At 39.7% G+C, this 12,765-nt stretch carries 17 protein-coding genes and 1 pseudogene; 13 read left to right on the forward strand and 5 right to left on the reverse strand.

All coding sequences use genetic code 11. From position 1 onward, the window contains the following. Positions 1-108: 108 nt before the first annotated feature. Entirely contained in the window at positions 109-363 is a 255-nt protein-coding gene (locus tag LC040_06620; GenBank protein ID WLR52562.1) for a hypothetical protein, read from the forward strand. Positions 364-398: 35 nt separating this feature from the next. Here the strand turns inward: LC040_06620 and sspO are convergent, their stop codons facing one another. Beyond that, complete coding sequence (gene sspO, locus LC040_06625) at positions 399-548, reverse strand: small acid-soluble spore protein O (protein WLR52563.1); 150 nt, start codon at positions 546-548, stop codon at positions 399-401. A 248-nt stretch (positions 549-796) separates the two neighbouring features. Between sspO and acnA the strand changes: the two genes are divergently transcribed. From acnA to LC040_06675, 10 genes are all read left to right on the forward strand, one after another. Further along, positions 797-3,496: an aconitate hydratase AcnA gene (acnA, locus tag LC040_06630; protein WLR52564.1), complete on the forward strand. Its 2,700-nt coding sequence runs from the start codon at positions 797-799 to the stop codon at positions 3,494-3,496. A gap of 161 nt (positions 3,497-3,657) precedes the next feature. Next, positions 3,658-4,302, forward strand: coding sequence for a hypothetical protein (locus tag LC040_06635; GenBank protein ID WLR52565.1), 645 nt, complete (start codon positions 3,658-3,660; stop codon positions 4,300-4,302). 14 nt (positions 4,303-4,316) lie between these two features. Then, positions 4,317-4,886 carry a TlpA disulfide reductase family protein gene (locus tag LC040_06640; protein ID WLR52566.1) on the forward strand — a complete coding sequence of 190 codons (570 nt, stop codon included), beginning with the start codon at positions 4,317-4,319 and terminating at the stop codon, positions 4,884-4,886. A 121-nt stretch (positions 4,887-5,007) separates the two neighbouring features. Next, on the forward strand, positions 5,008-5,139 hold the full coding sequence (locus LC040_06645) for an FbpB family small basic protein (protein ID WLR52567.1): 132 nt from the start codon (positions 5,008-5,010) through the stop codon (positions 5,137-5,139). A 69-nt stretch (positions 5,140-5,208) separates the two neighbouring features. Next, positions 5,209-5,352: an acid-soluble spore protein N gene (locus LC040_06650; protein WLR52568.1), complete on the forward strand. Its 144-nt coding sequence runs from the start codon at positions 5,209-5,211 to the stop codon at positions 5,350-5,352. Between the two features lie 56 nt (positions 5,353-5,408). Next, entirely contained in the window at positions 5,409-5,648 is a 240-nt protein-coding gene (gene tlp, locus LC040_06655; GenBank protein WLR52569.1) for a small acid-soluble spore protein Tlp, read from the forward strand. Between the two features lie 150 nt (positions 5,649-5,798). Beyond that, positions 5,799-8,120: an AAA family ATPase gene (locus LC040_06660; protein WLR52570.1), complete on the forward strand. Its 2,322-nt coding sequence runs from the start codon at positions 5,799-5,801 to the stop codon at positions 8,118-8,120. Between the two features lie 8 nt (positions 8,121-8,128). Further along, positions 8,129-8,554 carry a thioesterase family protein gene (locus tag LC040_06665; GenBank protein WLR52571.1) on the forward strand — a complete coding sequence of 142 codons (426 nt, stop codon included), beginning with the start codon at positions 8,129-8,131 and terminating at the stop codon, positions 8,552-8,554. An 11-nt stretch (positions 8,555-8,565) separates the two neighbouring features. Further along, complete coding sequence (locus LC040_06670) at positions 8,566-8,880, forward strand: hypothetical protein (GenBank protein WLR52572.1); 315 nt, start codon at positions 8,566-8,568, stop codon at positions 8,878-8,880. Then, a complete protein-coding gene (locus LC040_06675; protein ID WLR52573.1) occupies positions 8,864-9,250 on the forward strand; it encodes a GIY-YIG nuclease family protein in 387 nt (128 codons plus the stop codon). The genes LC040_06670 and LC040_06675 overlap by 17 nt, the downstream gene beginning before the upstream one ends. A 14-nt stretch (positions 9,251-9,264) precedes the next feature. On the opposite strand, the gene LC040_06680 is transcribed toward LC040_06675, so the two are convergent. After that, positions 9,265-9,558 (reverse strand): HesB/YadR/YfhF family protein, encoded by a 294-nt coding sequence (locus tag LC040_06680; GenBank protein ID WLR52574.1) that lies wholly within the window; start codon positions 9,556-9,558, stop codon positions 9,265-9,267. Positions 9,559-9,709: 151 nt separating this feature from the next. Between LC040_06680 and LC040_06685 the strand changes: the two genes are divergently transcribed. Together LC040_06685 and LC040_06690 are read left to right on the forward strand one after the other, a co-directional pair. Next, entirely contained in the window at positions 9,710-10,168 is a 459-nt protein-coding gene (locus LC040_06685; GenBank protein WLR52575.1) for a staygreen family protein, read from the forward strand. A 178-nt stretch (positions 10,169-10,346) separates the two neighbouring features. Continuing rightward, the gene (locus LC040_06690; GenBank protein WLR52576.1) at positions 10,347-10,868 is read left to right on the forward strand and encodes a hypothetical protein; all 522 of its coding nucleotides are present in this window, start codon (positions 10,347-10,349) and stop codon (positions 10,866-10,868) included. 133 nt (positions 10,869-11,001) lie between these two features. On the opposite strand, the pseudogene tnpA reads toward LC040_06690, so the two are convergent. The 3 genes and pseudogenes from tnpA to LC040_06705 form a co-directional block, all read right to left on the reverse strand. Further along, positions 11,002-11,462: pseudogene (gene tnpA, locus LC040_06695) on the reverse strand (IS200/IS605 family transposase). Positions 11,463-11,629: 167 nt separating this feature from the next. Continuing rightward, on the reverse strand, positions 11,630-11,866 hold the full coding sequence (gene yidD, locus LC040_06700; GenBank protein WLR52577.1) for a membrane protein insertion efficiency factor YidD: 237 nt from the start codon (positions 11,864-11,866) through the stop codon (positions 11,630-11,632). 87 nt (positions 11,867-11,953) lie between these two features. Beyond that, positions 11,954-12,760, reverse strand: coding sequence for a MurR/RpiR family transcriptional regulator (locus LC040_06705; GenBank protein ID WLR53218.1), 807 nt, complete (start codon positions 12,758-12,760; stop codon positions 11,954-11,956). Between the last annotated feature and the right edge of the window lie 5 nt (positions 12,761-12,765).

Consider the following 12,765-nt stretch of genomic DNA (forward strand, 5'->3'; position numbering starts at 1 on the left):
CTCCTTCAGTGATAGGTTGCCCTGTTTATCGTGAAGATACGTATGAAAAATGTTGGTTTTGTGCATAATACAATGAGCAATATGCTTTTGAAAAAGGAGTGCACACACATGCCATATAATAAAGATAAACAGCAAGCATTTCAGGCAGCACAGCAAGGGACCACACAAGCAAAAGATGCTTATGCAAACATTGTGAAAGAAAGCGCTGACTACGGGACGCAATTGAAGCACTTACAGCAAGAAGTAAATGAAGCGTTTGAGCAAATAAACAATGCATTAGAGACTGCTTCTGAACATCAACAGCCTCAGCTGCAGCAATTTCAACAAGACTTGCAAGAAATTGTTCGTCAAGTGAATGAATAAAACCCGCTTCTGAAGGCGGGTTTTACTTTTGGATTCTACTGATTTTTTTTACGTTTTTTATTGTTTTGTTTTTGTGCTTCTGTTAATGGTTCTTCACCGAATTCTTCATTATAGCCTGCCCCTTGTCCTTGTGCCTTTGCAGCATTCATTCCAGGGCGTAAGTGGTTTGCTTTTCGTTTTGCCATCAGTCGTCACCTCCTCTAAAATAGAATGGAAATTCAACAAAATTTTATACATTTCTTAAATTTTTGAATAAAAGAGCTTTCATAAGAGCACCTTATATAAATTGATAACTTAGTTGTTATTTACTTATGTCTCTATATGTTTTACAATGGTACAGGAAGTTCAAATTGTAAGTGGGAGAAGTCACGTCCTGCTAATTTTCCAATTATTTGTACATTTTTGTATATTTTAGTCCGAGGGGGTAATACATATGTCAAACAATGATGTTTACAAAGCTCGTCAATCATTTGATGTGAATGGCAAAACGTACAATTTCTACAATCTTCAAGCGTTAGACCACGTAGCGGACACTTCCCGTCTACCATACTCTATTCGTGTACTTCTTGAATCAGTGCTTCGTCAACAAGACGGACGCGTGATTACGAAAGAACACGTTGAAAATCTAGCAAACTGGGGTACGGACAAGCAGAAGCAAGTTGATGTACCATTTAAACCTTCCCGTGTAATCCTACAGGACTTTACAGGGGTACCAGCTGTTGTAGACCTTGCGTCTCTTCGTAAGGCAATGGCTGATATGGGTGGAGATCCTGACAAAATCAACCCTGAAATCCCGGTTGACCTTGTAATCGACCACTCTGTTCAAGTTGATAAATACGGTACAGAAGATTCATTAGAATTCAACATGGATCTTGAGTTCCAACGTAACCAAGAGCGCTATCAGTTCTTAAACTGGGCTCAAAAAGCATTTGATAACTACCGTGCAGTACCACCTGCAACAGGTATCGTTCACCAAGTTAACTTAGAGTACCTTGCAAACGTTGTTCACAGCGTGGAAACAGAAGATGGTTATGAAGCATTCCCTGATTCACTTGTAGGTACTGACTCTCATACAACAATGATCAACGGTCTTGGCGTACTTGGCTGGGGTGTTGGTGGTATTGAAGCTGAAGCAGGTATGCTTGGACAGCCTTCTTACTTCCCAGTACCTGAAGTAATCGGTGTAAAATTCACTGGTACAATGCCAAAAGGTGCAACAGCAACAGATGTAGCACTTAAAGTAACGCAAGTATTGCGTGAAAAGAAAGTAGTAGGTAAGTTCGTTGAGTATTTCGGACCTGGTCTTGCAGAAATGCCGCTTGCTGACCGTGCTACAATCTCAAACATGGCGCCTGAATATGGTGCAACATGTGGTTTCTTCCCAGTTGATGAGGAAGCACTTAACTACATGCGCTTAACTGGTCGTCCAGAAGAGCAAATCAGCCTTGTTGAAGCATATACAAGAGCAAATGGTTTATTCTATGTACCTGGTGAAACACCAGACCCAACATATACAGATATTGTAGAAGTAAACCTTTCTGAAATCGAACCAAATCTTTCCGGACCAAAGCGTCCTCAAGACTTAATCCCACTTTCTAACATGCAGAAGAAATTCCGTGAAGCGGTTGTAGCTCCTGCAGGTACTCAAGGTCTTGGGTTAAGTGAAGATGAGTTCAACAAAGAAGTAGATGTGAAGCTAAACGATGGCGGCGAAACAACGATGAAGACTGGTTCGATTGCAATCGCAGCGATCACAAGCTGTACAAACACGTCTAACCCGTATGTACTTATCGGTGCAGGTCTTGTTGCGAAAAAAGCAATTGAAAAAGGCTTAGAGGTACCAGCATTCGTTAAGACATCTCTGGCACCTGGGTCAAAAGTTGTTACAGGATACCTGCGTGATTCTGGTCTATTAAACTATCTTGACCAATTAGGGTTTAACATCGTAGGTTATGGCTGTACGACATGTATCGGTAACTCAGGTCCATTGAAAGAAGAATTCGAAAAAGCAATCGCTGAAAATGATCTGACAGTTACATCTGTTCTTTCTGGTAACCGTAACTTTGAAGGTCGTATCCATCCACTAGTGAAAGCAAACTATCTTGCTTCACCACCACTTGTCGTTGCATATGCACTTGCAGGTACAGTGGATATCGACTTGAGAAATGATTCACTTGGTAAAGATACGAACGGAAATGATGTATTCTTTGATGATATTTGGCCTACACAAGAAGAAATCCAACAGGTTGTTGACCAAACAGTTACACCTGAATTGTTCCGTAAAGAATACGAAGATGTATTCTCAAGCAACGAGCGTTGGAACGAAATCAACACAACAGAAGAGCCGCTTTACAAGTGGGATGATGAATCAACATACATTCAAAACCCACCATTCTTCGTCGGTCTTTCAAAAGATCCAGAAGAAATTAAGCCGCTTAAAGCAATGCGTGTAATCGGTAAGTTTGGTGATACTGTAACAACTGACCATATTTCTCCAGCTGGTGCAATCGGTAAAGATACACCTGCAGGTCAATATTTACAAGAAAAAGGCGTAAGCCCTCGCGACTTTAACTCATATGGTTCTCGTCGTGGTAATGACCGTATTATGACACGTGGTACATTTGCAAACATCCGTATCCGTAACCAAGTTGCTCCAGGCACAGAAGGCGGCTGGACAAAATACTGGCCAACGGATGAAGTTATGTATATCTATGATGCGGCAATGAAATACAAAGAGAGCGGCACAGGTTTAGTCGTTCTTGCTGGTAAAGATTACGGAATGGGCTCTTCTCGTGACTGGGCTGCAAAAGGTACAAACCTTCTTGGCATTAAGACAGTTATCGCAGAAAGCTATGAGCGTATCCACCGCAGCAACCTTGTACTTATGGGCGTTCTTCCACTTCAATTCAAAGACGGTGACAGCCATGAATCTCTTGGCTTAACTGGCCGTGAAACATTTGAAGTAGACATTGATGAGAACATTAAGCCTCGTCAATTAGTAAACGTTCGTGCGACAGACGAAGACGGTAACACGAAAGAATTTGAAGTACTTGCACGTTTCGATTCAGATGTCGAGATCGACTACTATCGTAACGGTGGTATCCTTCAAATGGTCCTACGTGAAAAAATGTAAGCTTGTACGTGAGGAGACAGTGTTCAATGAACACTGTCTCTTTTTAAATCGAATATAAATTTCACATACCGAATTGGAACAATTTTATTGTTTTTAAATACCTCTTATGGTTTAATGAAAATTGAACTTAGCAAAACATGGCTTTTAAAGGAGTTTTTCTATTGATTTGGAATGCGGTTGAAATCGGTCCTTTTGTCGTTCAATATCGCTACATTGTCTTAATTATTAGCGCCATTTCTGCTTATATCGCTTTAAAAGCAGTGATTAAGGAGAAAGAAGCGGAAAAGTACATGACAGACGTCTTCTTTAACACAGCAGCGTTCACTTTGCTCATATGGAAATTCAGCTATATCTTGTTTCACCCTGTAGAAGCAATTAATGCACCTGTACGAATTCTTTATTTCAGCGGAGGGACTTTGGGGTGGATTATTGGAGTGGTAACTGGGCTTTTGTATTTAATTTATAAAGGAAGAAAGGCTGATTTTCCATTACCACAATGGATTCTTGCACTTTCAGCTATCATCATGAGCTTCCTTGCTGTATATAATGGAATCATCTGGGGACTAAATGGATTCGTAGATGTTATTTTTCTTATAAAAAGTTTGTCGTCTTTAGCCTTTTTAATTGCACTTTTTATGCACATAAATATGGTAAATTACATAAGTATATGGTACTTTGTCGTACAAGCTGCAATCGTATTTGCCGAGGAACGCTCCACCGTTTTCTTAAGCTTTTCGGTTGGACAACTTTTATTTATTGCCGCTGCTGTTGGTTTATTGCTGTTTGAATGGAAATATCGTTCCTAAAAGGGGGAATTAGGATGAAAAAAATTATTGCGTCGATTTTTATTATGGGATTAATCGCGTACGGTGTTATTTCTGCTTACTCGGATTCAAAGGAAGAAGAAAACAATCAGCTTACAGCTACACCGGATAATGCAGAAACAGAAATACAAGGTGAACTGAAAAAAGGAGCTGTAGCACCTAATTTCACCTTAACGACATTAGAAGGTGAACAAATGACACTGCAAGATTTAAAAGGTAAAAAGGTCATGGTTAATTTTTGGGCTTCTTGGTGTCCGCCATGCCGCGCAGAAATGCCGGAAATGCAAGAATTTCATGAAAACTATGCTGACAAAGATGTTGTAATCTTAGCAGTAAATGCAACGCAAACAGAAAAAAATGAAGCAGATGTTAAGCAGTTTGTTGAAGAATTCGGACTTACATTCCCTGTTTTAATGGATGGAAATGGGAAAGTCAATACAGACCTTTACAATGTCGTTTCATTGCCAACTACGTATTTTATTGACTCAAATGGCAAGCTACAAAATCAAATGATAGGTGCCATGTCATATGACCAAATGGTGACGAATATCGAAAATTTGGATTAATTGGTTTTAAAACTCTCCCAAAAGGGGAGAGTTTTTTGTGTAAGAAATATCTGAATATTGAATGAACTAAGAACATTTTGTCCATACTGAATAAAAGAATAAAATGGAAAGGATGTTAATCGTGCGAAAAACTAAAAAACGAACCCTTCAACAACTGATTGCGGATAATAAGCGTGAATTATTAAAAGATGCTAAGGCTCTTGAGCAAATTGAGGAACGGTTAGAAAAGCGCGCGCAACAGCAATGGGGCTAAGTTACTTGTATAAGTGAGCACTGCTTGCAAAAACTACCCATGTAACAAATCTAAGAAGAAGGTGAAAACATGGGTAATCCGAAAAAAGACAGCAAGCATTTTGCGCCAAACCACTATGGCACCCAGCCGCGTGAGTCAAATGTGAATAAAGGAAAACAGCGTCAAACAAAGTCTAATGAAACTCCGGATGTTATTCAAACAAAAGGTGAATAATCCTTAGCAGATGAGACAATCTACAACTATTGAATAAACAAAAGGAGTGGCATTCAATGCACAATCGTCCAAACCCAGATAATCGTCAAGATAACGTAGAAAAGCTTCAAGATATGGTTCAGAATACAATCGAAAACATAGAAGAAGCAGAGGAAACGAAAGAATTTGCTTCTGGTGAAGAACGTCAGCAAATTGATCAGAAAAACAAGCGCCGTGAAGAAAGTATACAAGCAATGCGTGCTGAAATCCAAGATGAAGCAAAGGCGCGTGAAAATGGTCAATTAGACGAACAGTAAAACCGGCATTCCGCCGGTTTTTTAAATTTAGCACTTTAAATTTTCACATACCGTATTTGTAGTATAAATTCTGTGATTAAGTACAACAAAAGATAAAATTTTAGCATAGTTCTCGCTTATGTTAAAATATCGGGGAAGGTTGGTGAAACTGTGCAACAAAAAAAGCAATTAACACTTAAACAGATCGATAAACAAGTTATAAATTGGGATAACTCAATAGATAAATTCAATGAAACAGATGGTCTTAAATTATTAAAAATATTAGAACAGCATCAACATCATGAGGATTACAGGGTAATTAAAGCCCGTATTCTAGGTTTACTTGCAACAAGCAGAAGCCAGAGAATCGGATATATTGATCATTTAGCTGAGAAGTGGGCTGCATTAAGCAAAGAGCTTAACCCACAAGAGGAGCGGGCAGCAGAAATTATTGCACACGTGCATGTTGAAGCATTGATAACGATTTATGAGGATTTAACATTTCAATTAATAAGAGAAACGGATAACAGACCTGCAAAACGTACTGTTGCAAGCTGGTACATTGAAACAAGTCAACAATTTCTAGATGAAGCTCAAAACTACCATACCCGGCTAAGTAAAGGTCTTCATGCTGCAAGGCTTGTAAATAATGAGCGACTGGAAAAGAAATACCGAGAATTAAAACAAGTGCTTGAAGAAACAGAAAAAGCATTAGCAGAGCTGATTCAACAAGCGACGAATTATATTGAATCACTTTCAGGTACTTTTTATTCGTCGAACTATGCAGAAGGGATGAAGCTAGCCATTTCACAAATTGAGAGTTATAAGGAAGAATGGCAAGCTTACTTTCAAAAAGAAGAAGGTAAGAAGACTCACTCCTGCTTAGATGAGCTTGAAGAAATGATTGGACTTCATAAAATAAAAGACAACGTGCGGAAGCTTTATCACTTCCTGCAGTACCAGCAGGAACGCAAGGCTGAAGGCTATCGGTTTAAAGATGAGCTCAGTCTTCATATGATTTTCACCGGAAACCCTGGGACTGGAAAAACGACGATTGCTCGTTTGCTCGCAAAGATTTATCATGAGCTTGGCATTTTAAATAGACCAGAAATAACAGAAGTGGACCGTTCACATCTTGTTGGCGCTTATGTTGGGCAAACAGAAGAAAATGTCATGAAGATGGTCAAGCAGGCACAAGGCGGGGTTTTATTTATTGATGAAGCGTATAGCCTGCATCGTGAAGGTCAGTCAGGCAATGATTATGGCCAAACAGCAATTGATACACTTGTTTCGGCAATGACAAGCGGAGAATATGCAGGAACATTTGCGGTTATTCTGGCAGGATACCCAGAAGAAATGCGACAGTTTTTATGGTCTAATCCTGGACTGCGCAGTCGTTTTCCAGAAAGTAATCACCTTCACCTTGATGATTATTCGACGGATGAACTGTTGCAGATTGCAGAAATGACAGCACTTGATAATGACTACGTCTTAACGGAAGAAGCGATGCAAGAAATCGAGAAGCGAATTGATAAAGAACGGGTCGATGAATCATTTGGTAATGCTCGAACTGTTAAAAATATTGTCATGGATGCGATTTTTCAAAAAGGCTCGAAGGCAACAAGTAATCAGGCACTCGATGTTGTCGATTACACAGTGATTGAAAAAGAAGACGTAGAAACCAATGAAGTATCAGAAGAAAAATCACCGGAAGAACAATTAGACAAAATCGTTGGCCTGCATACAATTAAGCAGGAAGTACGAACGCTTGCTTCGTTCGTCAAGGTGCAGCAAATGCGTAGAGAAAAAGGCTTGAAGACTGTCCCGATTCAGCTTCATTCTGTCTTTTCCGGAAACCCAGGCACAGGCAAAACAACCGTTGCTAAAATCTTTTCACAAATCTTAAAGGAAAGCGGCTTATTAAAGCGCGGCCATTTAGTAACGGTCGGACGAGCAGACCTTGTAGCTGGTTATGTTGGTCAAACAGCATTGAAGACGAAAAAGAAAATTCGAGAAGCGCTCGGAGGCGTTTTGTTTATTGATGAAGCCTATTCTCTCTTTTCTCAGCGTGGAAATGATTTCGGGAAAGAGGCGATTGATACACTGGTAGAGGAGATGACAAAGCACAACGATAATCTAGTCGTGATTCTCGCAGGGTATACGACTGAAATGAAACAATTATTAAATTCAAACCCCGGCTTAGCATCACGCTTTAAGAAATACTTTCATTTCCCTGACTATACAGCGGATGAATTGACACAATTAACCGAGTATTACGCCGAGAGTTACAGCTACGAATTAAGTGAAGATGCGAAACGATATGTATTTGAACACTATACTAATAAAAAGATTGAAGGAAATGGAAGGTATGTAACGAATGTAGTGGATGAAGCGATTCAAAAACAAGCTTACCGAATTTTTAAGCAAGACGAATTCGAGGCAGATATGTCCACGTTAACGGACAACGATTTTCAAGTTGTAATTGAGGAGTGAAAATAGTAATGTACGTATCTGAAACAACGATTCCTGTACGCTATGCAGAAACAGACCAAATGGGTGTTGTCTATCATGCAAACTATATTATCTGGATGGAGGTAGGACGCACAGCCCTAATTCGCGAGCTTGGATTTGATTATGCGATGATGGAAAAGGACGGGATTATCTCACCGGTCCTTGATGTCCGTGCGACTTATAAATCTCCCGTGCGTTATGGTGAAATAGCAACAGTCCGAACATGGATTGAAAAATATGATGGGCTTCGGGTAATCTATGGCTATGAAATTCTCACCGAAAGCGGAGCATTAGCTGTTACAGGACATTCCGAACACGTTTGTGCAAAGAAAGAAAACTTCAGACCAATTCGGATGAAATCTTATTATCCCGAGTGGCATGAAACGTACGAAAGAGTAAAAAAACAAACAGAATAAGGTGACATGGTATGGCATTTGGTATCACAAAAGAAGAGTTAAGAAAATGGAAGGAAGCTGTGCAAAACGAAGAAATTTCCTTCCTTACTCACTTTTGGCTTGATGAACGATTTCCTGGCTGTAATACTGTTACAAAGGTAGGCTGCAGTAATTTAGAGAAGTTAACAGAATGGGGCAAACAATACGGTCTTCAGCGTGAATGGATCGATATGCGAAATGATTTCCCTCATTTTGATTTATTTGGAGAGCGGCAATTACGGATTTTAAAAGAAGAACAGCAATTTGACCAAATTCGCCGCTTCAAGCTAGATGAATCACAACATTAATGTGAACAAAGCACATTCGATTTATGCCGTCTACCTTAACCTTACAGAAGACAAAACCGTCACAGTTGGAAAGCTTGGGACATTTTCTTTTCCGGCTGGCACATATATTTATATCGGTAGTGCTAAACGAAACATAGAAGCAAGGCTCAACAGGCATCTTAAAATTGAAAAACCGCTCCGTTGGCATTTTGATTATTTAAGACCTTACGGAGAGATTACAAAAGTCGAGACATTTGACCGCACGCTAGGGGAATGCGAACGTTTTGAAGCATTCAAGCAGGATTATGATGGAGTGGTGGTTGCCAAAGGCTTTGGCTCTTCTGATTGCAGCTGTGCAACACATTTAGTATATATAGGAAAAACCCGCTAAAAAGCGGGTTTTCTTTATTCTTCTAAATATTCGAATTCGACTTCGCTATACGCTTCGTTGTATTTCACATATAAATTATAGTTGTCAAAATACCAAGCATCTTTGTCCTCAACGAAAAACGTAATGCCATCCTGTTCCGCTGTTACAAACGGCTCTACAGGTTTTTCTAGTGAGACACCGAGGGAAAAACCGCTTTGAATGGAACTGCTTCCGCCGTAACGGGCATAGAATCGAACGTGATCGCCTTTTTCAAGATCCATTTCTTCTTTATACCATTGTAGTGCTTCTTCTGTAATTTCCAGCTTCATCACGAAACTCCCTTCACAACATGCCAATTTTTCATCCAACACCATTATAAGACATCCTAGACTGAATGACCAATTGTGCGCTTAATAGGATTGCACATAGACTAGGCAAAATGCATATCATACTACATTCAATTAAAAGGAGTGTATGCATGTGACGAAGCTGAACCCAAATAAACTCAATGTTACATTTTTTGGAGGTACTTCAGCGACATCTCCGCTTATTCCACGCTATTATACATTAACTCATTCCGATCTAACTGCAGAATTGTTTCTAATGATTGGTCCGTATTACCGTTTTGATAAGATTGATCGTAAGCTTCGTGATGAGGTGCTTGGACAGTGGATATACACTGGCAACAAATTTGTTTTTCCTGTTATGGTGTATGTCGGAGGAGAAGAGTATGGAATACAAACAGCCTCGATTCGTTATCAAATCTTTAAACGTGAGTTGCCGCTTGCCCTTGAAGCAATCCGATATGGCGACAGAGAGCTCTTTAATCTTTATCCGCAATTAGACGATGCACCAATCATCGTTTATTTCCAGTCGTCCTATCCTCAATTCCACACGGCTCAAAACTTCGGCACTTTCAGAGATTACCGCTACCCATAAGGACTCGATGAAAGTCGCAAAAAAAGATTATCATTTTGATAAACTTCGAGTATAATAAATCCAGATCTTTTTGCAAATTTCCTTTAAAAAAGGGGTTAGTTAACATGTAAGCAGGGAAAGTGATGATAAGAAATGACATGCTCTTAACGAATGATATAATAGAAAGTGAGTGATTGATATGACATTTAAGCGCATCATAACCGTCATTATGTCATTTCTCCCGGGACTAGCTCATATGTTTTTAGGGTTGTCCAACCGGGGAATTCAGTTAATGATTTTATTCTTTTCTCTTGGCTTTTTAACGGACTTATTAGATACATTTACATTTTTAGTCCCGATCTTTTGGGTATTCAGCTTGTTTGACGCATTAAGGTATTTATTTAAGAAGGAACGTGGACAAGCGATTGATGATGAACCCCTCTTTCCTTGGGACAGCTTAAGAGGAAAAAGCCAGGTAGTTGGTTTTGCTTTTATCGGATTCGGTCTTATCTTTTTATTTGAAAACGCTGCAGAATACTTTTTTGATTGGGAGAAATACGAAATTATCAAAAATGTCCTAGTTGGTTTATTATTTATTGCTCTTGGAGTGGGGACCCTTCAAAGCCGTCAAAAGAGCATGACTTTGTTTTTTAAACGAAGTGAGAAGAAGATCGAAGAACCTAAGCGGTACCGCTATCGCTATCATAATCAGGATATGTAAAATCAAAACCACCAGTGTGAACTGGTGGTTTGCTCTGCGGCTGAAAGCCTCTTTTACCGGCCTCGGCCTTAAAGGCCCACTGAAAGGGTTTCCCTTATGCACCACATTCACTCACCAATTCTAAAGAATTTCCTTATTTTTTCTTATTTCTTTGTCCTGTGAACGGATCAAACTCTTCGAACAATGTTAACTGGTCAGCTCGATAGTCTCCACCAGCTGATTTCGAATGTAGTCTTGTATTCGCTTCTTGTTTCGACCCACCGTATCAACATAAAAGCCTCTACACCAAAATTTCCGGTTTCCATATCGGTATTTTAAATTGGCATGTCGATCAAAAATCATGAGACTGCTCTTCCCTTTCAAGTAACCCATGAATTGAGACACACTCAATTTAGGTGGGATACTAACTAACATATGAATGTGGTCCGGACAGGCATTGGCTTCATGGATCACCACACCTTTTCGTTCACATAGATCCCGGATAATTTGTCCAATACTCTTTTTATATTTTCCATAAATAATCTGTCTTCTGTACTTTGGCGCAAACACAATGTGATACTTACAATTCCATGTTGTGTGTGCTAAACTATTCATGTCCTTCAAGGGGCATTCCTCCTTCTATGGCGAGATAAAGTGGTCGGGAAACCAACTTTATCTTACCATGAAGGGGGATTTTTTTATTACCACGCTATAAGCTATCTAGAACCCCCGGCATAGCCAGGGGTTTTCTAAACCATTAAATAAAGAGAACCTGCAAGCTATCATTTAGCTGCAGGTTCTTTATTTTTTTCAGGTACCTCATCAATACCACCAGGATGGAAGGGGTGACATTTGAAAATCCGCTTTATGGTTAGCCAGCCGCCTTTTAGTGCGCCAAACCGTTGAATGGCTTCTAACCCGTACTGTGAGCACGTTGGATAGAAGCGGCATGTCGGCGGTTTAAATGGTGAAATAACTTTTCGATAGAAATAAATGATGGCAAGAAAAAGCCGTTTCATGAAAGGACACTTCCTTATATACATTGTGCTTTTATTTTATACGCAAAGGGGTATAGAACGCAAATAAAGCAGCCGACAATAGCTGCTTTACTCGTGAAAAACATTGAAATTGTCCCAGAGAGTTTCCAATTCTTCTAGCCGCTTCTTCACCTTTGTCTGTTCGGAGCGTGTAACCCCTGTAATAAGGGCATTAATCACACTTAATGGCGCAGTGAATGAATCAATAAATGAGTTAATTTCAGCTGCTGCATAGATTTGATAATCACCAAGCGGAGCAAGTGGTGACATTGGATGATCTGTAATAACTAATGTTTTGGCGCCTTTATCACGAACATATTTCATAACATCTACCGTCCGCTTCGTATAACGTGAAAAACCCATGCCAATTACGAGATCATTTTCAGTAATATCTAATAAGTGCTCAGATACGCCGTCTGACTGCTGAACAAGCTCAGTATTTTGCAAAACTAGATCAAGGTAAAATTCTAAAAATACACCTAAGCTTTGCGCACTGCGGTAAGCAATAATATAAATGCGTTCAGCCTTAATTAACTCTTGAATGATTGTATTGAAAGTGTGAGAATCTATGCCCCTCATCGTTTCCTTTATGTTCCGCATATCATCATAAAGAACTTCTTTCCACACATCCATCGGTTTTGTCTCTACAGCCGTTGTCTTTTCAAACCGTTCTGCTGATGTCCACTTTCGCTGCAAAGCCTCCTGTAAATGCCGCTGAAGCTCAGGATAACCTTTATAACCAAGAAAGACGGCAAAGCGAATAATTGTCGCTTCGCCGACTCCTGCTTTACGCGCAAGCTTTGATGCAGTAAGAAAGGGGGCACTCTCTGGATTTTCAATTAAAAATGCTGCAATCTTTTTTTGAGATTTGCTCATTTCAG

The sequence above is a fragment of the Bacillus tianshenii genome, from assembly GCA_020524525.2.
Lineage (GTDB): Bacteria > Bacillota > Bacilli > Bacillales > Bacillaceae_N > Bacillus_AV.